Origin of the sequence: Halococcus sp. IIIV-5B (assembly GCF_003602035.1) — an archaeon.
Taxonomy (GTDB): domain Archaea; phylum Halobacteriota; class Halobacteria; order Halobacteriales; family Halococcaceae; genus Halococcus; species Halococcus salsus.
Genome location: NZ_QZWE01000021.1, coordinates 24,774 through 49,866, shown reverse-complemented (window position 1 = coordinate 49,866; position 25,093 = coordinate 24,774). Strand labels below are relative to the sequence as shown.

Below are 25,093 nucleotides of genomic sequence, written 5' to 3'. Positions count from 1 at the left end.
ACTCACTCCGCTCGTGCAGACCTCGCACGAGTCGCACGTTCCGCGTGCTCCCGCGCGCCACTGCGACCGAACCGCCACCGCTCGGCAGCCGAATCGCCTCGCGACGGATTCGAACGGCTTTCCACGCTGGCCGACCCACGCCGGCTATGGACCGCCGAACGTTCGTCGCGACCGGTGCCGGCGGAGCGGTGCTGCTCGGTACCGGGGGGATGCTCGGCGCGGACGCGCTCCTAAGCGACGGGCCGGAGAACGGGCCCGCCTACGGGTCGATCCCCGTCCCCGAGCCGAGCGGGTCGACGACACTCGACAACGGTCGGCGGGCGTCGCTCTACGCCGACGGCCGGGTCGCGCTGTTCGGCGCGTCGCTCGCGAGCCAGTACACCGGGGTGCCGGCGGTCGTCGGCCGGCTCCGAAACGTCTCGGGGTCGGCCATCGAGCAGGTCCGGCTCGATATCCAGTTTCTCGACGACGCCGGCGAGCTGCTCGCCGGTGGCTGGGTCGGCAGCGACACGCTCGCACCCGGTGAGGTGTGGCGGTTCGTCGTCAACTACCCGAACAACGACCCGAAGAACATCGCCACCGCGCGGGTCGCCGGGATCGAGGTCGTCTGAGGAGCGCTCGAACCGCGTGTCGCTCGTGTCGCCTTACCCCTCGACTTCGAACGAGACCTCGACCTCGGCCTGGTATTCGTGGCCGTCCGCCGAGGCAACCTCGACGCTCAATCCTTCGACCTCGATCCAGTAGACGTTCTCGAGGCTGTCCGTGGCCTCCCGAGCCGCGTTGTCGACGGCATCCTCGAAGCTCTCGGGGCTCGTTCCGATCAGCGTGACCTTCTTGTATACCATTGCACTCCCCCGTGCGAGCAGGGACCGAATGAACGGTCGGTTCTCGGTGACGACGGCCGCCACTCACCCCTTTTAGTGGACTGCCACGAACACCAGAGTCAAACCGTTCGACCGCCGAACGGGACCATGCCGATCGATCTTCCCCGGCTCGGACTCGGGACCTATTCGAGCGACGAGGGCGACGACTGGGCCGACACCGTCTCCACGGCGCTCGATACGGGCTATCGCGCCGTCGACACCGCACAGGTCTACGGCAACGAGGAAAGCGTCGGCGAGGGCATCCGGTCGTCGTCGGTCGACCGCGACGACGTCTTCCTCGCGACCAAGACGGTCCACGTCGACGTACCGCCCGAACCCGAGGAGGTCCCCGAGGCCATCGACGGCTGTCTCGACCGGCTCGGAGTCGACGCCGTCGACCTGCTCTACGTCCACTGGCCCTCCGGGATCTACGGTCACGAGGACGTGCTCCCCGCCTTCGACGAGGCCTACGAGGCCGGCAAGGCCCACAATATCGGGCTCTCGAACTTCACCCCGGAGCTCCTCGACGAGGCCCGCGAAGTCCTCGACGCGCCGCTCGCCGCCCACCAGGTCGAGATGCATCCCCTCTGCCAGCAGGAGGAGCTCGTGGCCTACGCCCAAGAACACGACCACTGGCTAGTGGCGTACTCGCCGCTCGCCCGGGGCGAGGTGTTCGACCTCCCCGAGATCGAGGAGGTCGCCGAGAAACACGACGCGACGCCGGCCCAGACCACCATCGCGTGGCTGCTCGCGAAGGACAACGTCGCCGTGATCCCGAAGGCGAGTAGCGAGGACCACCTCCGCGACAACCTCGCGGCGCGCGACATCGAACTCGACGAGGCGGACGTCGACCTGATCGACTCGGTCGAGGGCGACTACCGGGTCGTCGACCCCGACCACGCACCCTGGAACTGAATTCGTCGAGTCGGCGAACCGTTCACTCCCCGACGGAGAACGTGGCCGTGCTGTTGCACTGTTCGCAGTCGAAGACCACCTGCTCCGCGTTCCATATCTCGATGTCCACGTCGCGGTTCTCACAGTAGGGGCACGTGATCCATTCCCGAACGGACCGGCGGTCGTCCGTCCCGGAGCCATCGAGCGGTCGCATCAGTGTGTGTACATCTCACACCCGCTATAGCCTTCTGCTTGCAAGGCCGCGACGACCCCACCGACCGGGTTCCACTGAGCGAAACCACCGCGCATCGATTCCACCGACTCGACCGCGCTCGGTCGCTCGTCAGAACAGCGCCGTTCGATACCGTTCCCAGCACTCCTCGCAGACCCGAACGTCCCGTTCGTCCGCCGAGCTCTCGCCGTCGCTGAGCGTGATATAATAGTGCGGTTGTTCTGCAGAGAGGGCCGTACCACAGAGCGGACAATCCATGCCTCGCCTGGGGAGAGCCCCCCTAATAAAGGCTCAGTATTCAAAGCCCGCTCGCCCTCACGAGAGCTCCGCCTCGATCCCGTTCCAGCAGTCCTCACAGACGCGGACGGGGTCGGTCGTCCCGTCGTCGGATGCCGCCGAACGCGTCCCGTCGACCACCCTGAGCGCGACGCGATATCCGGGACGGGCCGCCGGAAGCGTGGCCCCACACAGCGGACAGTCCATATCCCGGCGTGCGTCGTCATATAAAATAAACATAAGTGATCTGTACCGCTACGGACCGTGGCCTTCCCATCGGACCGGGAACCGACGGATAGCGCTCGGCTCGGAATCAATCACAACGATCGCGGCGACCGCGATATTTTCCGGATAGCCACAGGATAGCTTATACACCCCGCCCGAATATCCCCCCGAATGACCGCACGCGACGACTCGAGCGACGACCCGGAGTGGTCCCTGCTCGGCCCCGGACTGCTCGTGGCCGCCACCGGCGTGGGTGCCGGGGACCTCGCCGCCGGCCTCGTCGCTGGGAGCCGGTACGGACTGAACTTCGTCTGGGCCGTCCTCGTCGGGATCGTCCTCAAGTTCGCGCTCAACGAGGGGGTCGGGCGCTACCACCTCGCGACCGACCGGACGATAATCGAGGGGATCCACTCGCTGGGGCGGTGGGCGAGTGGTTTCTTCGGTGGCTACTCCCTCCTCTGGGGGTTCGTCTACGGGGCCGCCGCGAGCTCGTCCTGTGCGCTGGCCGCGAACGCCCTCTTTCCGGGGATCCCGTTCTGGGTCTACGTCGTCGTCCATCCCATCGCGGGCGCGGTCCTCGTGCTCGCCAACCGTTACGAGGTCTTCGAGGACATCATCACCGCCTTCATCTCGCTGATGGTGGTCACCGTCGTCGGCGCTGCGGTCTTCGTCCTCCCGCAGCTCGGCGACATCATCGCGACCGGGCTCCCCGCCCTCCCCGAGGGCTCGACGATCTACGCGCTGGGACTCATCGGCGGCACCGGCGGCACGATCACGATGGCCTCCTACGGCTACTGGCTCAGCGAGAAGGAGTGGGAGGGCTCGCGCTACATCCCCGTCATGCGCCGCGACGCCGCCTCGGCCTACATCATCACCGGGATCTTCGTGATCGCGCTGATAATCATGAGCGCGGCGTTGCTCTACGGCACCGGGGCCTCGGTCTCCGGCGAGGACGGCCTGCTGACGCTGGCCGCCAACCTCGGCAACCAGCTCCACCCCGCCCTCCGGTACGCCTTCCTGATCGGCTTCTGGGCGGCCTCGTTCACCTCCGTGCTCGGGACCTGGCACGGCGTCTCGTATCTCTTCGCCGACTTCGTCGGTCGGTTCACCGGCGGCCCGACCGAGGAGAGCCAACTCCGGGAGACGACCGCCTACAAGTTCTACGTGCTCTGGCTGACGTTCCCGCCGATGCTGCTCTACTTCCTCGGCCAGCCCGTCTTCATCATCATCGTCTACGGCGCGCTCGGGGCGGTCTTCATGCCGTTTCTGGCTATCTCGCTGCTCGTCCTCCTCAACTCCGACCGGGTGAACCCGGCCGACAGGAACGGCCCGGTGTTCAACTCGCTACTGGTCGTGAGTGCTCTGCTGTTCATCGCGCTGCTGGTGAACGAACTCGGTAGTCTTCTTTCATAGGATACTATTTTGTCATAGCACATCATTCGGGTATATATGCCGTCGCGCGAATCGCAAGATTCACTCACTCAATTTTTCAAATCACTAGAATCAGATGACTATGTGCCCGGTATTGATACTGATCATGACGAGTCACAACTTCAGCAAGTTGCGATAGAATTACTAGATATATTAGGATACGGAGGTGACAATGTGTTTCTAGATCTGAGGTTCAGGACAAACCCTATTGCTCGAAACATAATAAAGAGAAGCGAGATCTATTTTGATGCATCTGTTGCCGAAACCATAACCGCACCACCGTACCTCACAATCAAAACTTTCTCGAACCCTCAACCAGATCTGGAAGTACTCTACGCAGCTGCGATTTCTACCAATGCTGAGTACACAGTCGGCTTATCTAAGGAACACCTACTCATTTCTCAACCCCCTGTTGACCCACTAAATCCCGGAGAAATAGTGAAAATATCAGAGATATCGAAAGATGACATAAAACGTCTCCACGATCTCCTTTCTCCCCCAGATAATCTTCCTACAGGTCAATCTCAAAACTTTCCCCCAGGACATCATCCGAATCAAACCAAGCTCACGCGATGGTTGTTTGCCGACTCTGAGATCACACCCGAGTATAGAGCAACTGTTCAAACAGACAACTTTGAGTTAAATATTGACAACTACGCTGATCTACTATATAGTGCCTATAATGCGTCGACAGCGAATGAAAAGGGAGATGCACTTGAGGATGTCGTAGCATTCCTATTTGATGGAATGAAAGATGTCGTGATTCGGGACAGGAACCTGAGAACAAAGAGTAGAGAAATAGATCTTATTTTGGAGCATACCGCATCTAGGAAAAGCCTATTTAGCTATTATTCGAGGTTTGTACTTATAGAGTGTAAGAATAGAAACCAGAGCATGGCTGTCGGTGGAGTTGATAAACTAATAGGGAATTTGCGTGACACAAAATCTACTTTGGGCATTGTTGTTTCTTGGAACGGTATCTCAGGAGAAGATTCTGATACTGACGCGATGAGGGCAACCACTGTTTCCGATGACGATCTTGAGGTCATTTCTTTGAGCTCTCGGGATTTGTACAGAATCCTCGATGGAGAATCTTTATACAGAATCATCGACAATAGGTTGTATGCACAGCAGTTTGACCTCTAAGATATGTGAGATTTGATGAAGGAGAAGTTCGAATAGTTCCATCAAGTGGTGGGATTCTAAGATTCGAATCTTGGTCGAGTTATCGGTTCGACTAGATCCTCGGGCGAGAGTGCTTGACTCAGTTAACACCTGTAGCCACCTGGTCCGTGACCACTACTCGACGACCTTGACCAATCGCTACGGGTACAGGTGTCGCAAGCCGTACCGGTTTCAGTGGCCGGACACACGTATCGACTGTTCAATGACTGATTGGCGCTCGGTCGGTATCGGGTTCGGTTTCCAGGTCGTGTTCGGGGTCGTCGCGTTCGCGCTTCCGGGGCTCGGGACGGTCATCGCCGGGTTCCTCGCGGGTCTCATCTCGGCGTATCTCACCAACCACGGTGCTAGGGAGGGCGCGTGGCACTCGCTGCTCTCCGGCGCGCTCGGCGGGGTCATCGTCGCAATTCTCGCGGGTATTGCCATTTCCTTGCTCGGCCTCGCCTTCGGATCCTCGGGGCTTGGGGCGCTGTTCGGCGGCGGTGTCCTGGCCGTCGGCGTCCTGATCGCGTTCCTCACCGCGATCCCGAGCGCGGTCGGTGGCGCTATCGGTGGGTCGGTCAACTGAGGCCGCTGGACGACTAATGGATCCCTCTTCGAGCACTACTACCCATACACCGTTCCGTTGAGCACCGCTGTTACGTTTCGAGAGCGTAGAAGTTCGAGTAGTCCCACCAGGATTCGAACCTGGGTCGAAGCCCCCAGAAGGCTTCAGGATTGGCCGCTACCCCATGGGACTGTACCCGTCACTTGTGCGAGTCGCTACTTATCCTTGTTGGAAGCGACCGCGGACCGACTCTCATTCCGACCGAGATCGCCGTCGAAACGCCGGTAGAATCATCCGTTCGGCGACGCGAGCACGGACGATGGACACGCTTCGACTCGTCGGCGGGGCGGTCGTCGCGTATCTCGGGTTCGTCTTCCTCCTCGGTGCGGCCACCGTGCTACCCAGCGCGCTCGCCGACCTCGCTTCGTTCGCCGCGGCGAACGCGACCGAACCGGTGGTCCTCCTGAACGCCGCCCTCCTGGCGTCGACCGTCGTCATCGTCGCGCTCGCCCGGCGCGGACGGTAGCTCCGCCTACTTCGATGGCTACTTGCACTCCACCCTCCGAACGCGACCATGTACATCGGACGCTTCGTCGTCGTCGGGCCTGGAATCGGGGCCTATCGGGTCTCCTCACGGTCGTTCCCCAACCGGAAGGTCATCGAACGCGAGGGCGATCTCACCGTCGTTCCCACCAGCGAAGCCGAGGCAACCGACAACCCCTACGTCTCCTACAACTGCGTGCGCCCCACGGAGTCGAGGGTCGTCGTCGGCAACGGCTCGCACACCGACCCTATCGCCGAAAAACTCGGACTCGGCTACCCCGCGCGCGACGCGCTCGCGCTCTCGCTCCTCGCGCTCGACTTCGAGAAGGACGACTACGACACCCCCCGCGTGGCGGGTGTCGTCGGCGCGGACGAGAGTTATCTCGGTATCGTCCGCCGTGACGCGCTCGTCGTCGAACGGGTCACCGAGCCGACGCTCGTGGCGACCTACGAGAAGGATCACCCCGAGTCGTTCGAGTTCGCGGTCAAGAACGCCGAAGAAGCGGCACGGACCGCCTACGACGCGGACTTCGAACACGCGGTCTGTGCGGTTGGCGTCGCAGTGAGCGACGAGGGTGTCGAAACCGCCGTCGAGAACGGGAACTGACTACTGGGTTTCGAGCGCGAGCGACGCGAGCAGGGCTTCGAGCTGGAGGCGCTCGTTCGCGCCCTGGGAGATCCGATAGTCGGTCTCGCCAACGCGTTCGAGCAAGCGGACGGTCGCGCGGTCGTCGAGGTCGAACGACCACGCCGAGCGGTGGAGCTGGTCGATGACGTCGCCCCCGCCGAGGCCCGCCTCGGTGAGCAGGTCGTCGAGCTTTGCGCGCGCAGCGGTGAAGTCGCCGTCGAGCGCGGTCGTCACCATCGTCTCTATCTGCTCGGGACGGACCGCGGCCGTGATCGCGTAGACGGCCTCCTCGTCGACCGTCTCGCCCGTCGTCGCGGCGGCCTGGAGTCCGTTGATCGCCTTTCGCATGTCGCCGTCGGCGGCGTAGACGAGCGCGTCGACGCCCTCCTCCGTGACCTCGATACCCTCCTCCTCGGCGATCCGGCGGACGTACTCCGCGACCGAGTCCCCGTCGAGCGGTCCGAACCGGAAGACCGCACAGCGGGACTGGATCGGGTCGATGATCTGATTCGAGTAGTTACACGAGAGGATAAATCTCGTATTGTTCGCGAACTGCTCCATCGTCCGGCGGAGGGCGGACTGCGCGTCGCTCGTGAGCGCGTCGGCCTCGTCGAGGAAGATGATCCGATAGTCGTAGCCGCCGAAGCTCGCGCGCGCGAAGTTCTTGATCCGGTCGCGCACCACGTCGATCCCGCGCTCGTCCGAGGCGTTGAGTTCGAGGAAGTTCTCGCGCCAGTCGTCGCCGTAGACCTCGCGGGCGATCGCCATCGCGGAGGTGGTCTTGCCCACCCCCGCCGGCCCGGTGAACAGGAGGTGCGGGAGGTCGTCCTGCGCGACGTAGCTTTCGAGCCGGCCCACGATGTCCGTGTGGCCGGCGACCGCCGAGAGCCGCTGCGGGCGGTATTTCTCGATCCAGATCTCGCCCCGGCCACGGGCTTCGGCCTCGCTCATGCGTGGGGGACGGCCGGGCCACCCTTAAGCCACCCGAGACGCCACCGCCGCTCGACAGCCTCAAGCCCGCCCGTCCACAGGCACGGGTATGGTTCGGGTCGACGTCGTCGGCGGTGATACCCACGAGGTACCCTTCGACGACCACGAAACCTACGCCGACCTGCTCGCCGCCGTCGGACTGAATCGCCACGAGGCCACGGTGCTGGTCGACGACCGACCGGTGCCCGACGACGGCACCGTCGAGGCCGACTCGGTACGGGTGCTCCGGCTCGTCAAGGGTGGGTGAGGGGATGGAAGTTCGCTCTGCCCGGCCCGCCGAACTCCCCGACGTGATGAGCGTGCTCGACGGCGCGTTGCTCGCGGTGGACGCCGACCGGGTCGGCGAGCGGATCACGGAGGGAGGGGTGCTGGTCGCGACGGTCGACGGTCGAGTTCTCGGGGCGTGCGTCCTCGCCGACGACGAAATAGACGCGATCGCGGTCCGGCGGTCACGCCGCGGTCAGGGTATCGGCACTCGGTTGGTCGACGCCGCAACGGACGCCGTCGACGGACCGCTCGTCGTCGAGTTCGACCGCCGGGTCCGGCCCTTCTACGACGCGCTCGGCTTCGTCTCCCGACCGACCGCCGACCCCGACCGACTCCGGGGCCGGTGCGAGCGCTGAAGCTCGAACACGACAGACGGACAAACGCGACGGAGAAGAACCGTCGCACGACGTCTTTCACGGGAGTAACGGCCACGAATCGCTTGCCGCTCCTGTACACGCTCTCGCTCTCCCGACGGGAACGCACGTCCGGCAGACCGTGAAACTACGCGTTCCGACGAACCCGTCGGTCGATCTCGCCGATCCCAACGATCAGCCCCGTTGCCAGCGCCATAGCAAGCACTCCGGTGAGCAGCACCACGCTGACTTCACCGATCTGATTCGTGAGAGCGACGGCTGGTCCCGGTACTCTGTCGAGCAGCTGGCTCGATGCTATCCACACGATCGGAACGAGTGCGAGTCCGACGAGTCCGGGAAGTATCCATTCTCCGACCGGTGTTTCCGCTAGCTTCGAACGGACCATACCAGACTATTCGGACGATCGAACTATAACCGTTGTCTCGTCGCGACGGGTGTGACTGCTGCTAGAGGGTCAGCTGCTCGCCTTTTCGATATGCTCCGCTATCCCCTCGACGAGATACGCGAGAGCGATTGCAGCGCCGATCGACCCCTGTCCGGCGTACATCCATAAATTTCATGTTGAGATACAAAATCGTCGTCTCGAACGATCCCGACGACGAATCAACGGGAGCTCCGGCTCTCGGAAGCCCGTTCGTGAACTCCGGTCGAAAAGTACCTGACGCGACTCGAACGACGAGACGCGACGTGTGCGGGTCGAATACCCGCGATCCCGACTTACGAGTACGTGACGTTGAGCTCGATGACGTTGACCGTCTCCAGCACCTTCCGCGGGAGTTCCTCGGTGAAGCGCTCGTCCTGGATCCGATTCGAGGGGCCGGAGACGCTCAGCGCACCCAGGATCCGGTCGTCAGTGCTCAGGATCGGGGCGGCGACACAGTGGAGGCCCGCGAGGCGTTCCTCGTCGTCGAACGCGACGCCCGCTTCGCGTATCTCCGCCAGTTCCTCGTCGAGCTCGTCGCGGTCGGTGACGGTTCGCGAGGTCGCCGGTGCCAGGCCGTGCTGGTCGACGATCTCATCGACGCGTTCGGGCGGGAGGTAGGCCAGGATCGCCTTGCCGAGCGCCGTGGTGTGGAGCGGCACCCGCGTTCCGACGTGGGCTTCGACCTGGACTGCGTCCTCCCCGCGCGCCCGATAGAGGTAGGACCCGCGGCCGTGCTCTTCGACCATCAGGTTCGCCAGCTCGCCCGTCGATTCGGCGAGCCGGTCGGTTTCGGGTTTCGCGATCTCGTAGATGTCGAGCTCCGAGCGGGCGTAGGCCCCGTATTCGAGGAACTGGATCCCGACCCGGTAGGAGGACCCCTCCTTCACCACGAACTCCTCCTGGACCAGCGTGCTCAGGTAGTTGTGGACCGTGCTCTTCGGGATATCGAGGTGGGCCGCCAGTTCGGAGACGCCGGCCCCGTTCAACGTCTTGAGGGCGTCGACGATCCTGAACGCGGTCTCGACCGACTTCACCGCGTATCGGGCTTGCTTCCCCATACTGCTGATACCGTGTTCTGCAGAGATGAACCCCTCGCTCGGCGACGTGGACCGCCGAGCCTCGTCGACGAATATCGGTGCGTCTCCCGACGGTCGAGCCCGTTCAGCGGACGGTGTAGCCGCCGTCGAACGAGACGATCTCCCCGTTCATGAACGAGGACGCCTCGCTCGCGAGGAACACCGCGACCGGGCCGAGCTCCGTTGGTTTCCCGAGCCGGCCCATCGGGGTGTACTCCCGCCAGGTCTCGGCCATCTCCGGGTCCTCTTCGAGGACGTCCTCGACGAGGTCGGTTCGCATGTAGCCCGGCGCGATGGAGTTCACTCGGACCCCACGGTCCCCCCACTCGGAGGCGAGCGAGCGGGTCACCATGATAACGCCGGCCTTCGAGGCGTTGTAGGCGATCTGGGGCTGGGGGTGGTTCGCGACGAGCCCCGACATCGAGGAGATGTTGACGATGGTTCCCGACCCGCGCTCCAGCATGTGGCGACCGACGTGCTTCGAACAGAGGAAGACGCCGGTGAGGTTCACGTCCATCGTCGCCTGCCACTCGTCGACGGGCATCTCCTCGGCGGGGGTGTTCGAGACGATACCGGCGTTGTTGAGCAGGATGTCGATCCCACCCAACCGGTCCACGACGGTCTCGGTCATCGCCTCGACCTCGGCCTCGTCGCTCACGTCGGCCGTGACCGACGTGGTCTCGACACCCAGCTCGGCGATCTCGTCGGCAGCCCGTTCGGCCGTCTCGCTGTCCACGTCGACGATGGCGACGTCCGCCCCCGCCTCGGCGTAGGCGGTCGCCATGACGTTGCCGAGCCCGCGACCGGCACCCGTGACCACCGCGCGCTGTCCCTCCAGCGAGAACTCGTCCAGTACTGACATAGTTGCGGTTCGACGGCCCGCCGCAAATAGCCATCGGCGGTTCGGAACCCGACGGGTCCGAAAGGGCCAATGGCGACGGGGCTCCATCCCGAGAGGAACATGGACACCGACCTCAGCGGACGGACGGCGCTCGTGACCGGCGCGGGCCGGGGGAACGGCCGAGCGATCGCACGCGACCTCGCCGCCCACGGCGCGTCGGTCGTGGTCAACGACCTCGAAGCGGAACCCGCCGAAGAGACGGTCGAGCTCATCACCGACGCGGGCGGCGAGGCGGTCGCCGTCACCGCCGACGTCAGCGACGCGGACGAGGTCGACGCGATGGTCGCCGAGGGCGTCGACGAGTTGGGAAGTATCGACATCCTGGTCAACAACGCCGGCGTCGGCGACGCGGGCCCGTTCCTCGAAAAGGACGACGACAGCCGCTTCCAGCTCAACCTCGACGTCCACCTCTGGGGGTCGATCAACTGCATCAACGCCGTGGTCGACGACATGGTCGAAGCGGGCTACGGGAAAGTGGTCAACATCACCTCGATCCACACCAAGAACGGCGTCGGGATGTCCCCCGAGTACGACGTCGGGAAGTTCTCGGCGCTCGGGCTCACGAAGAGCCTCGCGCTCGAACTCGGGCGGGAAGGGGTGCGGGTCAACGCCGTCGCGCCGGGCTGGGCGAACACCCGGATGGTCGAGGACTTCTCGGAGAAGACCCACGAGCAGATCACGGAGCTCAACCCGCTCGGTCGGTACGCCGAGTCGGAGGAGGTCGCCGACGCCGTGACCTTCCTCTCCTCGCCGGCCTCGGACTACGTCAACGGCCACGAGCTCCGTGTCGACGGCGGTCAGGTCCCCATCGACAACTGGAAGTACGACAACCGATAGGTCCGCGGGCTTCGACGCGATCCCTTCTCACTCGGGTTCGAAGCGGGGAACCGGCGACGCGTGTGCGCGGCTCATCGGGAACCGAACGCCGCTGGCCACGACTCCAGGGCCTCCCTCGCCGCGCCAGTAGTGCTCCCCACGTGCAGGATCCGATAGCCGTCCGCGATCTTCTCCTCTACGTCGTCCTCGCCGAACCCGAGACCACCGATGGTCACGTCCGCCTCTCGGGCCGCCTCGACCACCCTATCCACGGCTTCCTGCACGTCCGGATGGGCGACGTCGCCGGGATGGCCCATCGCGACGGCGAGATCGAGTGGGCCGACGAAGACGAAATCGAGTTCCGGAACGGCGAGGATCCCCTCGATGTCGTCGACGGCGGCCGGTTCCTCGATGGTGACCCCGACCATGATCTCGCGGTCCTCGGTCTCGACGTACTCGTCGGCCCCACCCCACCGACTGGCCCGTGGGTTCGCGAACCCACGGCCGCCGGGGTCGCCGTCGTAGGTGAATCGGGCTGCCTTCACCGCTCTCTCGACGTCCGCGGCGGTCTCGACGTGCGAGATGAACACGTTGCGAACCCCGGTGTCGAGCACTTTGTGCACCGTTGCCGGGTCCGGTTCCGGGATCCGAACGAGGAGTTCGGTATCGGCGGCGTCGGCAGCCCGGAGCAGGTGAGCGAGCGAGGCTGCGTCCGTGGGGGCCGGACCGGCGTGTTCGAGGTCCTGCCAGACGAAGTCGAACCCCATGTCGCCGTATATCTCGACCATCTCCGGGCTGTAGAGGTCGTCGAGCACCCCGAGCGCGGGCTCGTCGTTCTCGATGACCGCTCGGAGCCCGTTCTCACGTGACGGATGAACGTCTGAATCGGTTGCCATAGGTGCTCAGTAGGCGGTCCTCGCGGATAAGCGTTGAATCCCGTCGATACCTCCTCCCTGAATCCCGGTCTCCCAAGACGCGTTCTCAACTCGCCTTACCGTTCGCTCCCCGAATTGATATCGCTACATGTGATTTACGACTGAGAACCGCCGAGAACGGGAATCGCGTCGCTCAGGGCGATTTGCTTCTGAAAAGAGCGGATCCGCTTCAGACCAGCGGTTCGACGAGGTCGCGACCCGCATCGAGCAACTCCGCGACCCGCTCCTCGCTCTCGGCCTCGGCGTAGACTCGGAGGACGGGTTCGGTGCCACTGGGGCGGACGAGGAGCCAGGCACCGCTGTCGAGCACGATCTTGAAGCCGTCCTCGGTCACGACGTTCGCGACGTCCGCGCCCGCCACGCTGTCGGGCAGCGCGCCGTCGAGGTCCGCGAGCACCCGCTCCTTCTCGCTCTCGGGACACTCCACACTGACCTTCGACTGGTGGATCTCGCCGTGCTCGTCGAGGAGTCGGTCCACACGGTCGTCGAGCGGTTCCTCGGCCTCGGCGGCCGCCGCGAGCAGCGCCATCAGCACGCCGTCCTTCTCGCGGACGTGGTTTCGCACCGAGAAGCCGCCCGACTCCTCGCCGCCCACCAGCGCGTCCGCGTCGGCCATCGCCTCGGCGACCCACTTGAATCCGACGGGGGTCTCGACCACCTCTTCACCGTGGGCTTCGGCCACCCGGTCGATCAGGAACGTGGTCGAGACCGTGCGTACCGCAGGACCCGAGTTGGCTTCGAGCAGGAAGTCGTAGAGCGCGGCGAAGAAGAGGTTCTCGTCGAGGTAGCCCCGTTTCGGCGTGACGAGCGCGAGCCGGTCGGAGTCGCCGTCGTTCGCGATCCCGAGCGTCGCGTCGCCGTTTCGTACCGTCTCGGTGAGCTCCCCGAGGGTTTCGGCGCTCGGCTCCGGCGGGGTGCCGCCGAACTCGGGTTGGCGCTCACATCGCAGCCGGTCAACCGTCGCACCCGCCCGCGAGAGGAGGTCGTCGGTGACGCCGCGCCCGCTCCCGCACATCGCGTCGTAGGCCACCGGAAGGCCGTCGAGGTCGATATCACTCCCGTCACCGGCGTAGTCGGCCACGAGGTCGAGGGCGTGCTCGGCGTGCGGCTCCATGAACTCGACTTCCTCGACCGTTCCCCACTCCTCCTCGGGCAGCGGGTCGGGCTCGGCGAGGTTCGATTCGATCGCGTCCGTCACCGCTGGCAGCGCGGGTGCGCCGTCGTCGGGGATGAACTTCACGCCGTTGTACTCCGAGGGGTTGTGCGAGGCGGTCACCATCAGCCCGCCCGAGAGGCCGCGCTCGGCGATCGCCCACGCCAGCAGCGGCGTCGGGCGGTCGCGGTCGGGAAGGAGTACATCAAAACCGTTGGCGGCGAGGGTTCGGGAGAGTTCCTCGGCGAAGCCGCGCGAGGTCTCGCGGGCGTCGTAACAGATCCCGACTGGGTCGTCGTGGCCCGCCTCGCGGAGGGTGGTGGCGACCGCCTGGCCGACCATCCGAACCCGTGGCGTCGTGAAGACGTCGAGGGTCGCACGCCAGCCGTCGGTGCCGAAGGAGATCGCGTTCATACGAACCCCTCTCAGCCCCGTCTCAAAAGGTCGTCGCCCGCTCGCCACAGAGTTCGAGCTTTTCGGCGCGCGAGAGCGACTTGATCTCGTACTCGCGCGACATGGCCGGTCCCCGCTCGTCGAACGTCTCGACGTACTGGAGGTTTACGGGCGTTCGACCACGGGTGTACTTCGCGCCCTCGCCCGCGTTGTGTTCGTCGACCCGGCGCTCGATGTCGGTGGTGTACCCGGTATAGAGGCTCTCGTCGGCGCACTCGACGATGTAGACGTGGTGGCTCATCGGGTGATGTCGGCGCGTTCGCGGGCGACCTCGGCGACGACGGGTGATCGACGAGTCCGGGGCGGTACATAGCCTTCCCGGGCGCTCGTAGCCCGTACACGACTGCGACTCATTCCTGACGGGCGGCGTCGAGCGTTCGCGCCACGAGACCCGCCTGTGCCCCCGCGACGAACCCCGCGTCGATGTTCACGACCGAGAGCACCGTACACGACTGGAGGAGGCCCGCGAGTGCGGCCTCGCCGTCGCCACCGTGGCCGTAGCCAGAGGCGACGGGCAGCCCGATGAGCGGCACGTCGACCAGCCCCGCGACCACCGTCGGCAGCGCGCCCTCGCGGCCGGCGGCGACCACGAGCACGTCGACCTCGCGCAGGCCGTCGAGTTCGTCGATCAGCCTGTGGATCCCGGCGACGCCGACGTCGTCGTACCGCTCGACCGTCGCCCCCATCGCCGCGACGACCGCCGCCGCCTCGCCCGCCGGTCCGGCGTCCACCGTTCCCGCGGTGACGATACCGACAACCGCGTCGAGCGCGGGCACCTCGGCGTCCGCCGCGCGGGCCGTGAGCACGCGGGTGATCTCGTCGTACTCGACCATCGCCGTGGGGAACTCCTCTGCAAGTCGATCGGTCACCGCCTCGGCGGACCGGGGATCGACCCGCGTCGCCAGCCCACGGCCCGTGGTCTCGACCGCGAGCGCGACCAGCTCGGCGACCGCGTCCGGCGGTTTTCCCTCGGCGAACACCGCTTCCGGGACCCCGTTCCGCGACTCGCGGGCGGCGTCGAAGCGGCCGTTCTCGCCTGTCGCGTAGCCCGCAAGGCGGGATTCGGCCTCGGCGACCGAGATCTCGCCCGCCGCGAGCGCGCGGAGCGTCTCGTGCATGGACGGGGTCCGTGCCCGACCCACAACTCACCATCGACTCGGATCGGGGGGTCGACGGCGCACGAACCCGCCCGAGAAGCCCGATAACGAGCGATTATGGCAACCTTTATAAATCATCCTTCGGAAGTGGGGCGTGTATGGCAGACCTGATCGTCAAAGCCGCCGTCAAGGATGAGCTGAGTGAAATGAACGTCTCGTCGGACTTCTACGACGCGCTCGACGAGGAAGTCTCGGAGCTGCTCGCCGACGCCGCACGGCGCGCCGACGAGAACGACCGAAAGACCGTTCAGCCGCGCGACCTGTAAGGTTCGACCGCTTCAATTTTTCGTCGCCACGTCGAGAGCGACGGCGCTATCCTACGCCGCCGAGCCGTCTGCTCCCTCGGGGAGGTCGACGGTGAACGTGTGGGTTCCCGACGTGAGGGTCCGCGTCTCGCTGTCGACGAACGTCTGCTTCGCCTCGGTCGCGGGGCTCCAGCCCGGCCCGATCTTCTCGTAGCTCGCGAGCGTCAGACCGACCGGATCACCCTCGGAAACGGTCACCGTCACCGTTGCGGTGCCGTTCTCCACGGTGATATCCTCGCTCTCGATACGGTCGGCCACCGACTCGTTCTCGATGAACTCGCCATCCGAGACGCGCGTGATGCCGTCGTCGGTGTCACCGTGGGCGAACCGAAGCAATCTGTCGGAGGTGTAGTAGCCCTCGTCGCTCCGGAGCTCCTCGATCGGCTCGCCCGTCACGAGGTCGACCTGGTAGTAGGCGGCGTCGTCGGGTGCGAGGTCGAGGAAGTCGAGCGATTCGCGTTCGGCGTTCGTGAGCACACCGTCGTCGAGCGCCTCGCTCAACGCGACGAGTTCGTTCTCGGAGAGCCCGTCCGCGATGGCGTCGGCGACCGCCCCGCGATCCTCGTCGGTGAGACCGTCACCGGCGAGCGCGTCGGTGATCGCGGTCCGCTGGTCGGCCGACAGCCCGCTCGCGGCGAGCGCCGACGCGACCCCGTCGACCTGTTCGTCGGAGAGTCCGCTACCCGCGAGTGCGTCGCGCGCGGCCTGCTCGTTCGCCGCTTGGTCGCCCTCACCGCCCGCGCCCGCGGTTTCGTTCGTGGTGCTCCCGTCCGTCGCGGAGTCGTTCTCATCTGCTGCAGAGTCGTTCCCGCCCACCGCGGTCGTCGTGGCGGTCGTCTGCGTCGTGGTTCCGGTGGTCGTCCCGGTCGTGGTTCCGCTCGTCGCCGTCGTATCCGTCTCCGCTGATTCGGTTGCTGTCGTGTCCGTCTCCGTCGATTCGGTTGCTGTCGTCCCGCTCACCGTCGTCGTCCGGGTCTCGGTCGCCGTTCCGGTGGTCGACGTCCCGGTCGTTGAGGTCGCGGTCGACGTGTCGGTCGCGGTTCCCGTCGGTTCGGTTCCGGTCGTTTCAGTCGCCGTCGGTCCGGTCGTCGTCTCCGTGGCCGTTCCCGTCTCGGTTGTCGTGGTCCCGGTCGTGGAGGTGGTCGTCGCCGTTTCGGTTTCCGTCGAAGTCGTCGTTGCCGTCGGGGCTCCGGTCGTGGAGGTTGCCGTCGACGTGGCGGTTGTGGTCTCCGTCGTTTCGGTTGCCGTCGGTCCGGTCGTCTCCGTCTCGGTGGTCGGGGTACTCGTCGTCGTCTCGGTCGCCGTCGACGTTCCAGTCGTGGTTTCGTTCGGTGTTTCGGTTGCCGTGGTGGTTTCAGTTGCCGTTTCGGTGGTCGTCGAGGTTGCAGTCGTAGTTTCGTTCGGTGTTTCGGTTGCCGTGGCGGTTTCAGTCGCCGTTGCGGTCGCCGTCGAGGTTGCAGTCGTTGTCTCCGTCGCCGTGGTGGTCTCCGTTCCACCATCGACCTGGAGCGTCGCGCCTTCGGTTCCCGTCACGGTGTAGATCTCACCGTTCGAATCGCTGATCTCGGTCACGTCGACCGAGAGGTCCGTCGATCCGGCGGTGTTTCCTTCGACAGTGACGGTGGCGATCGTGACGCCGTCCGGATCGTCACCGAGCGCGTTGGCGAAGTAGTTCGCCTCGAACGACGCCGTAGAGCCGTCGCTGGCAATATCTGTGTCACTGTTCGCTGGCGTCCCCGCGAGCGAGACGCCCGTGATCGACCCGACCGATGGATCGTCGATGCTGATGCTCGCGTCGGTGGTCCCGATACCCTCGTCGGTGTTCTCGACGACGACCGCGTAGGTGGTCGTTTCGTTCGATTCGACGCTTCGTTCCGTCGGCGACAGCGAAACCGTCGTTTCGCCGGCCGCGCTGGCCGTGAACGTCACTGCGGCCCCAGCCGATACGAGAAGGAGTGCCGCGAGCGCGATGCTAACGATAGATTTCCGCCGTCGGTGTAGCTTCGGAATCATTGGTGTCTTGTCTGGGTCAGTTGCCGACCGATTCGCTGTAGAGTGCCTGGGTGTCGGCCAGCGTCACGCTACCGTCACCGTTGAAATCGAACGCGGTGTTCCCTCTGAGGGAATCGAGGTTGTCGTAGAGCGCCTGTGCGTCCGCCTGCGTCACGCTTCCATCGCCGTTGACATCCTCGTACTTCCCGTCCCCGTCGGGGTCGGTCGGCGGATCGGTCGCGTTGCCGATCGGCGCGAGATCCGACCCGTTGTCGTCGAGCTCGACCTCGTCGGGCTGGTTCACGTCACCGTCCTCCCGCGTCGTCTCGGTTCCGACCACCGCGTTCGCGTCGACCGACCCGCCGACCGCCTCCTCGGAGACGTTGGCCTGGGGCTCGAAGTAGACCGAGATGACCGACGAGTCGTTCGTCTGATTCAGGTTCTGGGCGTCGACTTCGGTCCCGTTCGCGTCGTAGAAGTTGAAGCCGCTGGTGTCACCGGGTTCCGAGACCTCCTCGTCGAACTCGAAGCGGAGCTGGTCCGTGCCGCCCGGCGAGACCGACACGAGGTCGGGGTTCGCGGTGTTACCGTCGTTCGAGACGTCGGCCGCCTGCTTCGGGTTCGTCGGCGGGCTCTGTCCGTCGACCGCCGCGACGGTGCCGGCGTCGACGAAGCCGCGGGCGACGTCCGATCGGGTGACGTTCTCGGCGAACGCCACGGTCACCGTCTTCGTCCCGTTGCCCGCGACGACCTCACCCTGGCCGTCGTAGAGCTGGTTCCCGATGGTCGTACTGTCGACCGGCACGAGCTGGAAGTTGCCCGCGCCACCAACGATGTCGACCGGCTGGTCGAAGGTGAAGTTCACGAACGTCTGCTGGCCGTTGATCGAGGCCAGGTTCCCGGTGCAGAAGCCGTCGATGGCTTCGAGGTCGGGCGCGGCGGTCGGCCCGGAGCCGTTCTCGACGGTCGTCGCGTTCCCACACTGGATCGACTCGTTCCCGCTGATCTCCACCTCGTCGGGCTGGTTGACGTCGCCATCGCTACGCTCGGTATCGGTCCCGACCACGGCGTTCGCATCGACCGAGCCGCCGACCGCGGCCGTCGAGACGTTGGCTCCCTCCTCGAAGGAGACCGAGAGCACGCTCGGGTCGTCGGTCGTCGCGACCTCCTGGGCGTCGGTCTCGGTCCCGGTGCCGTCGTAGAAGTTGAACCCGCTGGTGTCGCCCACCTCACCGACCTCCTCGTCGAACTCGTAGAGCAGCGCGCCGTCCGGGGCGCTACTCCGGGTGATGCTCACCAGGTCGGGGTTCTCGGTGTTACCGTCGTTGTTGAGGTCCGCGGCCTGCTTCGGGTTGAGGGTCGTATCGTTCTCGCCCTGCGTCCGAACGGTGTTGGCGTCGACGAACCCGCGTGCGATCGTCGAGGGGTCGATACGGCCGTCGAACGGCACCGTGAGGGAGGTGGTGTCCGTCCGTTCCCCGACGATCTCGTTGTTGCCGTCGTAGGTCTGGCCCCCGTCGATCGGGACCAGCTGGAAGTTGCCCGCGCCGCCCTGGGTGTTCACCGGTTCGTCGAAGTCGAACTCGACCAGCGTCTGACAGTTGGTGTCCTCGGGGTTCTGCCGGTAGGTGACGTTGTCTATCTGCACGAGGTCGGGCGCGGCGGTCGGGCCGCTCGCGTTGCCGGCGTCGCCGGTGTCGTCCGTGCCGCTCCCGGTCCCGCACTTGCTGAACGCGGGCGGGGACTCGTTGCTCACCGTCACCCCGTCGAGCGAGTTCGTCCGGTCACTGTCACTCGTGTTCGAGACCGTTCCCTCGGTCACCGACGCGCCGACGACCTCCGAGACGTCGTACTGGTCGAACGTGACGTTCACGAGTTTCGGGGTGGCGAGCGAGTCGGTCGCCACGCTGCTCCCCATCGTCGTCGCGTTCTCGGCGGAGGCTTCGAACCCGCCGTCGCTCTCGACACTGACGGGTTCGTCGAAGGCGTAGATCAGGCTGTTGGTGCTCTCGTTGACGGTGACGTTCACGAGGTCCGGATCGGCGGAGTTGCCGTCGTTCGAGACGTCGGCCGCCTGGGTCGGGTTGTTCGTCTCGTCACCGCCACCCGACACCTTGACGGTGTTCTTCTTCACCACGCCGCGGGCGATGTCGCTCTCGGTCAGTTGCCCGCTGTACTCGACGGCGACGGTGGTCCCGTTGGCCCCGGCGTTCTGCCCGCCGACGTCCGTGCCCCCGTCGGTCGGGACGAGTCTGAAGTTCCCGCCGCTGCTCGTGAGGTCGACCTCCTCGTCGAAGCTGAACGTCACGTTCGTCGTGTTGTTACTGGCATCGTACTCGAACCCATCGACCGACTGGAGGTCGGGTGCCTGGGTCGTGCCGCTCGCCTGGCCGGTGACGCCGCCGGCGAGCGCGCCGACGGCGACGACCATCGCGACCGCGACGGCGAGAATAGCTAATGACTGTCTCGATCGTAACTGAAACTCCATCTTATGTCGAAGACAAAGACGGTGTATATAATGTTTCCCCGTGGCCGATCATTTGTGAACCGTTCCCGAACGGAGACGAAACGGCCGCCCGGCGATTCCCGTGAGCGTCCATCAGGCGGCGTTTTTTTGGTCGGGTCGCGCGTTCGCCCGGTATGTTCGGCACCAGCGGCATTCGGGGTCCGGTCGGCACCGAGGTCACCGCGGAGCTCGCACTCGCGCTCGGGCGCGCACTCGGGGTCGATACCGACCGCGTCGTGGTGGGGCGCGACCCCCGCGAGAGCGGGTCGTTCCTCGTCGGTGCACTGACGGCGGGGCTGCGCGAGTCGGGCACCGACGTCCTCGACGCGGGGCTCGCCGCCACCCCGACCGTCGCACGCGCGGTCGGGTGGCACGACGCCGACGCGGGCGTCTCGGTGACCGCGAGCCACAACCCCGCACCCGACAACGGCCTCAAACTCTGGCAGCCCAGTGGGCAAGCCTTCACGGGCGAGGACCAGAACCGCATCGCCGAGCGCATTCGCGAGGAAGCGTTCGAGCCGGCGGACTGGGACGACCTCGGCGACCGCATCGAGATCGACGCGGGCGAGCGCCACGTCGAGGCGCTCCACGAAGCGGTCCCGATCGACGACCCGCCCTCGGTGGTCGTCGACCTCGGGAACGGTGCGGGCGGGGTCAGCGTGGCCGCGCTCACCGCGCTCGGCTGCGAGGTCGAGACTCTCAACGCCCAGCCCGACGGCGCGTTTCCGGGTCGACCCTCCGAACCGACGGCCGAGAACTGCGAGTCGCTCCGGGCGCTGGTCGAGACCACCGACGCAGAAGTGGGGATCGCCCACGACGGCGACGCCGACCGGCTTCGGGCCGCCACCGGCGAGGGCGCGTACCTCTCGGGCGACGTGCTCCTCGCGCTGTTCGCGCGCGAGGCGGTCCGCGAGAGCGAGGTCGAGAACCCCGAGGTCGCCGCGCCCGTCGACACCAGCCTCGCGGTCGCGGACGCGCTCGAACCCCTGGGAGCCACGGTGACGTACACGCGCGTGGGCGACGGCTTCGTCGCCGAACGGGCGACCGACCCCGACGTCGTCTTCGGTGGGGAGCCCTCCGGCGCGTGGATCTGGCCGAACCAGACGCTGTGTCCCGACGGCCCGCTCGCCGCCTGCAGACTGGCCGCACTCGCCGCCGAGCGCTCGCTCGACGACCGGGTGGCCGAGATCGAGACCTACCCGATAGCGCGCGAGAGCATCGAGGTCGCCGACAAAACAGGGGTGATGGAACGCGTCGCCGAACGCGTCGACGAGGCGTTCGAGGAGGTGCGAACCCTCGACGGCGTCCGGGCCGACCTCGACGAGGGCTGGTTCCTGATCCGGGCGAGCGGAACCCAGCCGCTGGTTCGGATCACCGCCGAGGCTCGGAGCCAGGAGGCCTGTACGTCCGCCTTCGAGAAAGCGAGCGGGTTCGTCGAGGACGCCCGCCGAGAATGAGCTCTAACTCCGCCGTGTCGAGCGCGCCTGTCTGACCTTCGCCCCGTCGCGGATCTTGTCTTCACACTGGGGACAGACGCGTGGTTCGTCGATGCCGCTCGGGGTGAACACTCGCGCATAGGCCGCCGTCACGAACGCACCACAGTTCTGGCATTCCGGCATGGGCTGTGATTGTGTGGCATCCGTTATATAGACGACGGTCTCCCCGCCCCTATCGCCCGTCCACCGCACCGCCCTCGAAATCATCACGAACACGACGATCTTCCGCGGCGGTGGCTGCGGTGCGGAGCGGTCGGCGCGAAACGCCCGTGCGAGGGATGAGCACCGCAGGGAGTGAGCCGAAGGCGAACGACCGAGGAGCGCAGTCGGCTGGGGAGGCTCGTGGCCGATGCGGGGCGGTGCGGTCCCTCATTTGCATCGGGTATTGCCATCGACGGATCAGCTGGTGAGCAAACAAGCGAAACCGAGACGTGAAACGAGTATCCGAGTCAGTGCTACTCGAACTTCTCCAGCAGCTGTTCGTAGAAGACCTCGTTCTCGTCCGTCGCGTCCTCGGTCGCGAGCTTCTCGACGATGAGCTCGGGTGTCGAGCGCGCGAGGCTGTCCTTCTTCGGCGAACGCTCGACCTGGAGTTCGCCGTCCACGAGGCCGACCGCCTCGATGCCGTCCACGGGGACCTCGAACCCGGCGGCCTCGCGGATTTCGCCGGCGAGGTGGGAGACGAACACACCAGTCGTTTCACCGTCGAGCGCTTCGAGGATACCGGCGATGATCACCGCCGACGCGCCGGGTTCGGTGATGCTCTCGAGTTCGTCGACCAGGACCAATCGTTTCCGCCCGCCCGCGACGAGGTCGCCGAACTCCCGGAGGGTGGCCTCGAACGCGCCGGCGTCGAGGGTGCCCTGGGTCTTGGCCTGGTAGTGGAGCGCCTCGTAGCGCTCGATCCGGACCTCGTCGGCGGGCACGGGCAGCCCCATGTGGGCGAGCACCGCGACGAGCGCGAGGAGGTCGAGGGTCGAGGTCTTCCCGCCGGAGTTGACCCCCGAGAGCAGCGTCGGACCCGCCACGGCGTAGTCCACGGGTTCGACCGCCTCGAAGGCGCAGTCGAGCAGCGGCGAGCGCCCGCCCTCGATCGCCACACCGCGACCGCCGAACTCGGGGAGGACGCAGTCGAAGTCGTCGGCGAACCGCGCCACCGCGAGTTCGCGGTCGCGCCCGAGCGCCGCGCCGACGAGGTCGTCACAGCCCGCCCGGAGGTCGGCGAACTCGGTCGCGAGGTCGCGTTTCAGCCGCGTCGCCCGGCGATCGCGGGCGGCGGTGAGGTCCTCGCGGAGGCGGTTGACGGTCCCCTCGTCGTGTTCGACCGGGAACGTCGGCTCCTCGGGGAACGCGCGGGTGGCGAGCTCGGTCTCCCCGCTGTCGAGCTGCAGGGAGTCCACGAGGTGGTCGCGGGCGGCGTCGATCGCGGCGGCGTGTTCGTCGGCGAGCTCGCGCGAGAGCAGCGAGTCCACGCCCGCGCCCTGCTCGACGAGCGAGAGGAGATCCGCGCCCTCGATGGTGACGTCCCGCTCCTCGATCGCCTCGCGAAGCCGGTCGTTGGCGACGCTCTCGGCCGTGGAGACCGCCGCGTCGAGGTCGTCGACCGCCCGTCCGAGCCTATCGAGTTCCTCGTCGCCGACGACGGTGCCCTCTTCGGTGAGGCCCGCGAGCGCCTCGTCGAGCCTTGCGAGGTCCACCGGTGAATCGAGGTCGGTTGCGCGGTGGACCCTGGCGGCGGCCTGGAGGCGCTCGCGGTTGTGGGCGAAAAAGGAGAGCACCCGCTCGGGGACCACTTCCTCCGGGGTTTCGAGCGCGTCCGGCCTGACCTGGACGTCGCCGGCGATGTCGACACCGGCGAAGGCCTCGTCGAGCGCGATCACCGTGGAGTAGCCCTTGGCGAGGTCGGCGAGCCCGCGGGTGTCCTCAACGACCTCGACCGAGAGCTCGGGGAATTCGTCCTGGGCGGCGGCGTGGGTTTCGGCGTCGGCGGTCGCGAGGCAGCGGTCGCGGATCCGGTCCCTCGGGGGGTCGTCGAGCGGCGCGACCCCGTCGAGCGCGTCCAGCACGTCCTGGCGGGGTTCGCGCTCCATCGCTGTCGCAACCCACTCGCGGACCTCGGTCACCCGCGACTCGCTGCCGGTGGGATAGAGGGTTTCGAGGCGGTGGGCCGCGTGGTCGGTCACCGCCCGCTCCTGGAGGAGCGAGAGGGCGTCGCGGTAGATCTCGCGGGCGCGGTCGGTGGCGAGGAACTCCCCGGCGTCGTCGTGTTCGTCGCGGATGGCGGCGCGGGCGATGGCGGCCGCCCGGCCGGTCGAGATGCCGGGTGCGCGCGCGAGCGCCACGACGTCGCCCTCGCTGAGGGCGCGTTCGGGGTCGTCGAGCGCCGCGAGCCGCTCCGCGGTCTTCGCACCCACCCCCACAATGGATTCGAACTCCATCGCATCCGTCGAGTCGCGCCGGGGAGAAAAACCAACCGGGGTGCGGGGACAACGCGTTTTTGTCCGCTGGTCACGAGGAACGGCCATGAACACGGAGGCAAAGGCCGCCGCCGTCCGAGAATCGCTCGCCGAGCGCGACGGCGTGCTCGTCGCCTTCTCGGGCGGGGTGGACTCGAGCGTGGTCGCGGCGCTCGCCCACGACGCACTCGGGGACGACGCGGTGGCGTGCACAGCGAAGAGCGAGACGCTGCCCGAAGCGGAGCTCGACGACGCGAAACGCGTGGCCGAGGAGATCGGGATCGATCACGCGCTCGCCGAGTTCTCGGAGCTCAGTAGTCAGGAATTCGTCGAGAACGACGGCGAGCGGTGCTATCATTGCCGGACGATGCGGCTCTCGGCGATGTTCGACGCCGCGCGCGAGCGCGGGATCGAGACGGTCTGTGACGGCACCAACGCCTCCGACCCCGGCGAGGGCCACCGCCCCGGTCTCCGTGCGGTCGAGGAACTCGACGCCTACTCGCCGTTGCTCGACCACGATATCACCAAGGAAGAGGTCCGTGAGATCGCCCGCAGCTATGGCCTCTCGGTGGCCGACAAACCCTCGATGGCCTGTCTCTCCTCGCGGATCCCGACGGGATTGGAAGTCACCGAGGAGCGCCTCAGCCGGGTCGAACGGGCCGAGACCCTCCTCCGGACGTGGGGGTTCGAGCAGTTCCGGGTCCGCGACCACGACGGCCTCGCGCGGATCGAGGTCGCGCCCGACGAACTGGCGCGCGCGCTCGACCCCGACTTCGCGCAGGCCGCCCGCGACCACCTCACCGACATCGGCTTCGACCACGTCACCCTCGACCTCGGTGGCTACCGGACGGGTAGCGTCAGCCCCGCGAACGACGACCTCGACCTCGACGTCGAGTATCCAACCGCGAACGACTGATCCTATCCAGCTACGACGACCGGGACCGGAACACCGATTTCCTCGCGGACGTACG

29 protein-coding genes and 1 tRNA gene are annotated in these 25,093 nt (G+C 66.2%); 13 read left to right on the top strand and 17 right to left on the bottom strand.

Annotated elements, in window-relative coordinates; genetic code table 11:
• Positions 1-146 precede the first annotated feature (146 nt).
• The gene (locus D3261_RS13910) at positions 147-611 is read left to right on the top strand and encodes an FxLYD domain-containing protein (protein ID WP_120073349.1); all 465 of its coding nucleotides are present in this window, start codon (positions 147-149) and stop codon (positions 609-611) included.
• A gap of 33 nt (positions 612-644) precedes the next feature.
• Here the strand turns inward: D3261_RS13910 and D3261_RS13905 are convergent, their stop codons facing one another.
• Positions 645-845 (bottom strand): dodecin, encoded by a 201-nt coding sequence (locus D3261_RS13905; RefSeq protein WP_120073373.1) that lies wholly within the window; start codon positions 843-845, stop codon positions 645-647.
• A gap of 126 nt (positions 846-971) precedes the next feature.
• On the opposite strand from D3261_RS13905, the gene D3261_RS13900 reads away from it, so the two are divergent.
• On the top strand, positions 972-1,778 hold the full coding sequence (locus D3261_RS13900) for an aldo/keto reductase (RefSeq protein WP_120073347.1): 807 nt from the start codon (positions 972-974) through the stop codon (positions 1,776-1,778).
• A gap of 22 nt (positions 1,779-1,800) precedes the next feature.
• Here the strand turns inward: D3261_RS13900 and D3261_RS13895 are convergent, their stop codons facing one another.
• From D3261_RS13895 to D3261_RS20065, 3 genes are all read right to left on the bottom strand, one after another.
• Entirely contained in the window at positions 1,801-1,971 is a 171-nt protein-coding gene (locus tag D3261_RS13895; protein ID WP_120073345.1) for a hypothetical protein, read from the bottom strand.
• A 129-nt stretch (positions 1,972-2,100) separates the two neighbouring features.
• Positions 2,101-2,247, bottom strand: a complete 147-nt coding sequence (locus D3261_RS20070; RefSeq protein ID WP_158589394.1) for a hypothetical protein — start codon at positions 2,245-2,247, stop codon at positions 2,101-2,103.
• Between the two features lie 57 nt (positions 2,248-2,304).
• Positions 2,305-2,472, bottom strand: a complete 168-nt coding sequence (locus D3261_RS20065; RefSeq protein WP_158589393.1) for a hypothetical protein — start codon at positions 2,470-2,472, stop codon at positions 2,305-2,307.
• A 189-nt stretch (positions 2,473-2,661) separates the two neighbouring features.
• On the opposite strand from D3261_RS20065, the gene D3261_RS13890 reads away from it, so the two are divergent.
• The 3 genes from D3261_RS13890 to D3261_RS13885 all read left to right on the top strand — a co-directional run bounded on the left by D3261_RS13890 (position 2,662) and on the right by D3261_RS13885 (position 5,671).
• Positions 2,662-3,903, top strand: coding sequence for an Nramp family divalent metal transporter (locus D3261_RS13890; RefSeq protein ID WP_120073343.1), 1,242 nt, complete (start codon positions 2,662-2,664; stop codon positions 3,901-3,903).
• A 102-nt stretch (positions 3,904-4,005) separates the two neighbouring features.
• Positions 4,006-5,067 carry a restriction endonuclease gene (locus tag D3261_RS19790; protein ID WP_147464977.1) on the top strand — a complete coding sequence of 354 codons (1,062 nt, stop codon included), beginning with the start codon at positions 4,006-4,008 and terminating at the stop codon, positions 5,065-5,067.
• Positions 5,068-5,308: 241 nt separating this feature from the next.
• Positions 5,309-5,671, top strand: coding sequence for a DUF5518 domain-containing protein (locus tag D3261_RS13885; RefSeq protein WP_120073341.1), 363 nt, complete (start codon positions 5,309-5,311; stop codon positions 5,669-5,671).
• Positions 5,672-5,769: 98 nt separating this feature from the next.
• Here D3261_RS13885 and D3261_RS13880 read toward each other — a convergent pair.
• A tRNA-Gln gene (locus D3261_RS13880) sits at positions 5,770-5,842 on the bottom strand.
• Between the two features lie 127 nt (positions 5,843-5,969).
• Here D3261_RS13880 and D3261_RS13875 point away from each other — a divergent pair.
• Together D3261_RS13875 and D3261_RS13870 are read left to right on the top strand one after the other, a co-directional pair.
• Entirely contained in the window at positions 5,970-6,176 is a 207-nt protein-coding gene (locus D3261_RS13875; protein WP_120073339.1) for a hypothetical protein, read from the top strand.
• Positions 6,177-6,224: 48 nt separating this feature from the next.
• Entirely contained in the window at positions 6,225-6,800 is a 576-nt protein-coding gene (locus D3261_RS13870) for an IMP cyclohydrolase (RefSeq protein WP_120073337.1), read from the top strand.
• On the opposite strand, the gene D3261_RS13865 is transcribed toward D3261_RS13870, so the two are convergent.
• Complete coding sequence (locus D3261_RS13865) at positions 6,801-7,772, bottom strand: replication factor C small subunit (protein WP_120073335.1); 972 nt, start codon at positions 7,770-7,772, stop codon at positions 6,801-6,803. It abuts the gene before it with no gap.
• An 88-nt stretch (positions 7,773-7,860) separates the two neighbouring features.
• Here D3261_RS13865 and D3261_RS13860 point away from each other — a divergent pair, with 88 nt between their 5' ends.
• Positions 7,861-8,058 carry a ubiquitin-like small modifier protein 2 gene (locus D3261_RS13860; protein WP_120073333.1) on the top strand — a complete coding sequence of 66 codons (198 nt, stop codon included), beginning with the start codon at positions 7,861-7,863 and terminating at the stop codon, positions 8,056-8,058.
• 4 nt (positions 8,059-8,062) lie between these two features.
• Complete coding sequence (locus D3261_RS13855; protein WP_120073371.1) at positions 8,063-8,434, top strand: GNAT family N-acetyltransferase; 372 nt, start codon at positions 8,063-8,065, stop codon at positions 8,432-8,434.
• A 145-nt stretch (positions 8,435-8,579) separates the two neighbouring features.
• On the opposite strand, the gene D3261_RS13850 is transcribed toward D3261_RS13855, so the two are convergent.
• From D3261_RS13850 to D3261_RS13840, 3 genes are all read right to left on the bottom strand, one after another.
• On the bottom strand, positions 8,580-8,837 hold the full coding sequence (locus tag D3261_RS13850) for a hypothetical protein (RefSeq protein ID WP_120073331.1): 258 nt from the start codon (positions 8,835-8,837) through the stop codon (positions 8,580-8,582).
• A gap of 332 nt (positions 8,838-9,169) precedes the next feature.
• On the bottom strand, positions 9,170-9,934 hold the full coding sequence (locus D3261_RS13845; RefSeq protein WP_120073329.1) for an IclR family transcriptional regulator: 765 nt from the start codon (positions 9,932-9,934) through the stop codon (positions 9,170-9,172).
• Positions 9,935-10,037: 103 nt separating this feature from the next.
• Positions 10,038-10,814, bottom strand: coding sequence for an SDR family NAD(P)-dependent oxidoreductase (locus tag D3261_RS13840; RefSeq protein ID WP_120073328.1), 777 nt, complete (start codon positions 10,812-10,814; stop codon positions 10,038-10,040).
• Between the two features lie 69 nt (positions 10,815-10,883).
• On the opposite strand from D3261_RS13840, the gene D3261_RS13835 reads away from it, so the two are divergent.
• On the top strand, positions 10,884-11,690 hold the full coding sequence (locus tag D3261_RS13835; protein ID WP_233553997.1) for an SDR family NAD(P)-dependent oxidoreductase: 807 nt from the start codon (positions 10,884-10,886) through the stop codon (positions 11,688-11,690).
• 71 nt (positions 11,691-11,761) lie between these two features.
• Here D3261_RS13835 and D3261_RS13830 read toward each other — a convergent pair whose 3' ends face one another.
• From D3261_RS13830 to larB, 4 genes are all read right to left on the bottom strand, one after another.
• Positions 11,762-12,565, bottom strand: a complete 804-nt coding sequence (locus D3261_RS13830) for an HpcH/HpaI aldolase/citrate lyase family protein (protein WP_120073326.1) — start codon at positions 12,563-12,565, stop codon at positions 11,762-11,764.
• A 208-nt stretch (positions 12,566-12,773) separates the two neighbouring features.
• Complete coding sequence (locus D3261_RS13825) at positions 12,774-14,171, bottom strand: phosphoglucomutase/phosphomannomutase family protein (RefSeq protein WP_120073324.1); 1,398 nt, start codon at positions 14,169-14,171, stop codon at positions 12,774-12,776.
• Between the two features lie 22 nt (positions 14,172-14,193).
• Positions 14,194-14,451 (bottom strand): GIY-YIG nuclease family protein, encoded by a 258-nt coding sequence (locus D3261_RS13820; protein ID WP_120073322.1) that lies wholly within the window; start codon positions 14,449-14,451, stop codon positions 14,194-14,196.
• 109 nt (positions 14,452-14,560) lie between these two features.
• Positions 14,561-15,328, bottom strand: a complete 768-nt coding sequence (larB, locus tag D3261_RS13815; protein WP_120073321.1) for a nickel pincer cofactor biosynthesis protein LarB — start codon at positions 15,326-15,328, stop codon at positions 14,561-14,563.
• 137 nt (positions 15,329-15,465) lie between these two features.
• Between larB and D3261_RS13810 the strand changes: the two genes are divergently transcribed.
• Positions 15,466-15,633, top strand: coding sequence for a hypothetical protein (locus D3261_RS13810; RefSeq protein WP_007690701.1), 168 nt, complete (start codon positions 15,466-15,468; stop codon positions 15,631-15,633).
• A gap of 51 nt (positions 15,634-15,684) precedes the next feature.
• On the opposite strand, the gene D3261_RS13805 is transcribed toward D3261_RS13810, so the two are convergent.
• Both D3261_RS13805 and D3261_RS13800 read right to left on the bottom strand, forming a co-directional pair.
• Positions 15,685-17,601: a hypothetical protein gene (locus tag D3261_RS13805; protein WP_120073319.1), complete on the bottom strand. Its 1,917-nt coding sequence runs from the start codon at positions 17,599-17,601 to the stop codon at positions 15,685-15,687.
• A gap of 100 nt (positions 17,602-17,701) precedes the next feature.
• Positions 17,702-20,095: a dockerin type I domain-containing protein gene (locus D3261_RS13800; protein ID WP_233553996.1), complete on the bottom strand. Its 2,394-nt coding sequence runs from the start codon at positions 20,093-20,095 to the stop codon at positions 17,702-17,704.
• Between the two features lie 209 nt (positions 20,096-20,304).
• Between D3261_RS13800 and glmM the strand changes: the two genes are divergently transcribed.
• Positions 20,305-21,627, top strand: coding sequence for a phosphoglucosamine mutase (gene glmM, locus D3261_RS13795; RefSeq protein WP_120073315.1), 1,323 nt, complete (start codon positions 20,305-20,307; stop codon positions 21,625-21,627).
• 3 nt (positions 21,628-21,630) lie between these two features.
• On the opposite strand, the gene D3261_RS20385 is transcribed toward glmM, so the two are convergent.
• Both D3261_RS20385 and D3261_RS13790 read right to left on the bottom strand, forming a co-directional pair.
• A complete protein-coding gene (locus D3261_RS20385) occupies positions 21,631-21,789 on the bottom strand; it encodes a hypothetical protein (protein ID WP_007690694.1) in 159 nt (52 codons plus the stop codon).
• Between the two features lie 332 nt (positions 21,790-22,121).
• On the bottom strand, positions 22,122-24,104 hold the full coding sequence (locus tag D3261_RS13790; protein WP_120073313.1) for an endonuclease MutS2: 1,983 nt from the start codon (positions 24,102-24,104) through the stop codon (positions 22,122-22,124).
• Positions 24,105-24,189: 85 nt separating this feature from the next.
• On the opposite strand from D3261_RS13790, the gene larE reads away from it, so the two are divergent.
• The gene (gene larE, locus D3261_RS13785; protein WP_120073311.1) at positions 24,190-25,038 is read left to right on the top strand and encodes an ATP-dependent sacrificial sulfur transferase LarE; all 849 of its coding nucleotides are present in this window, start codon (positions 24,190-24,192) and stop codon (positions 25,036-25,038) included.
• The last annotated feature ends 55 nt before the right edge of the window (positions 25,039-25,093 follow it).

What these genes read in the sequence shown, in the direction of transcription:
- D3261_RS13885 (WP_120073341.1), top strand. Translation starts at nt 5,309, where the DNA reads ATGACTGATTGGCGCTCGGTCGGTATCGGGTTCGGTTTCCAGGTCGTG.
- larB (WP_120073321.1), bottom strand. Translation starts at nt 15,328, where the DNA reads ATGCACGAGACGCTCCGCGCGCTCGCGGCGGGCGAGATCTCGGTCGCC.
- D3261_RS20065 (WP_158589393.1), bottom strand. Translation starts at nt 2,472, where the DNA reads ATGGACTGTCCGCTGTGTGGGGCCACGCTTCCGGCGGCCCGTCCCGGA.
- D3261_RS13890 (WP_120073343.1), top strand. Translation starts at nt 2,662, where the DNA reads ATGACCGCACGCGACGACTCGAGCGACGACCCGGAGTGGTCCCTGCTC.
- D3261_RS13835 (WP_233553997.1), top strand. Translation starts at nt 10,884, where the DNA reads ATGGCGACGGGGCTCCATCCCGAGAGGAACATGGACACCGACCTCAGC.
- D3261_RS13830 (WP_120073326.1), bottom strand. Translation starts at nt 12,565, where the DNA reads ATGGCAACCGATTCAGACGTTCATCCGTCACGTGAGAACGGGCTCCGA.
- D3261_RS13865 (WP_120073335.1), bottom strand. Translation starts at nt 7,772, where the DNA reads ATGAGCGAGGCCGAAGCCCGTGGCCGGGGCGAGATCTGGATCGAGAAA.
- D3261_RS13820 (WP_120073322.1), bottom strand. Translation starts at nt 14,451, where the DNA reads ATGAGCCACCACGTCTACATCGTCGAGTGCGCCGACGAGAGCCTCTAT.
- D3261_RS13790 (WP_120073313.1), bottom strand. Translation starts at nt 24,104, where the DNA reads ATGGAGTTCGAATCCATTGTGGGGGTGGGTGCGAAGACCGCGGAGCGG.
- D3261_RS20070 (WP_158589394.1), bottom strand. Translation starts at nt 2,247, where the DNA reads ATGGATTGTCCGCTCTGTGGTACGGCCCTCTCTGCAGAACAACCGCAC.
- D3261_RS13870 (WP_120073337.1), top strand. Translation starts at nt 6,225, where the DNA reads ATGTACATCGGACGCTTCGTCGTCGTCGGGCCTGGAATCGGGGCCTAT.
- larE (WP_120073311.1), top strand. Translation starts at nt 24,190, where the DNA reads ATGAACACGGAGGCAAAGGCCGCCGCCGTCCGAGAATCGCTCGCCGAG.
- D3261_RS13910 (WP_120073349.1), top strand. Translation starts at nt 147, where the DNA reads ATGGACCGCCGAACGTTCGTCGCGACCGGTGCCGGCGGAGCGGTGCTG.
- D3261_RS13860 (WP_120073333.1), top strand. Translation starts at nt 7,861, where the DNA reads ATGGTTCGGGTCGACGTCGTCGGCGGTGATACCCACGAGGTACCCTTC.
- D3261_RS13855 (WP_120073371.1), top strand. Translation starts at nt 8,063, where the DNA reads ATGGAAGTTCGCTCTGCCCGGCCCGCCGAACTCCCCGACGTGATGAGC.
- D3261_RS13895 (WP_120073345.1), bottom strand. Translation starts at nt 1,971, where the DNA reads ATGCGACCGCTCGATGGCTCCGGGACGGACGACCGCCGGTCCGTTCGG.
- D3261_RS13800 (WP_233553996.1), bottom strand. Translation starts at nt 20,095, where the DNA reads ATGGTCGTCGCCGTCGGCGCGCTCGCCGGCGGCGTCACCGGCCAGGCG.
- D3261_RS13810 (WP_007690701.1), top strand. Translation starts at nt 15,466, where the DNA reads ATGGCAGACCTGATCGTCAAAGCCGCCGTCAAGGATGAGCTGAGTGAA.
- D3261_RS13900 (WP_120073347.1), top strand. Translation starts at nt 972, where the DNA reads ATGCCGATCGATCTTCCCCGGCTCGGACTCGGGACCTATTCGAGCGAC.
- D3261_RS13825 (WP_120073324.1), bottom strand. Translation starts at nt 14,171, where the DNA reads ATGAACGCGATCTCCTTCGGCACCGACGGCTGGCGTGCGACCCTCGAC.
- glmM (WP_120073315.1), top strand. Translation starts at nt 20,305, where the DNA reads ATGTTCGGCACCAGCGGCATTCGGGGTCCGGTCGGCACCGAGGTCACC.
- D3261_RS13875 (WP_120073339.1), top strand. Translation starts at nt 5,970, where the DNA reads ATGGACACGCTTCGACTCGTCGGCGGGGCGGTCGTCGCGTATCTCGGG.
- D3261_RS20385 (WP_007690694.1), bottom strand. Translation starts at nt 21,789, where the DNA reads ATGCCGGAATGCCAGAACTGTGGTGCGTTCGTGACGGCGGCCTATGCG.
- D3261_RS13850 (WP_120073331.1), bottom strand. Translation starts at nt 8,837, where the DNA reads ATGGTCCGTTCGAAGCTAGCGGAAACACCGGTCGGAGAATGGATACTT.
- D3261_RS13905 (WP_120073373.1), bottom strand. Translation starts at nt 845, where the DNA reads ATGGTATACAAGAAGGTCACGCTGATCGGAACGAGCCCCGAGAGCTTC.
- D3261_RS13845 (WP_120073329.1), bottom strand. Translation starts at nt 9,934, where the DNA reads ATGGGGAAGCAAGCCCGATACGCGGTGAAGTCGGTCGAGACCGCGTTC.
- D3261_RS13840 (WP_120073328.1), bottom strand. Translation starts at nt 10,814, where the DNA reads ATGTCAGTACTGGACGAGTTCTCGCTGGAGGGACAGCGCGCGGTGGTC.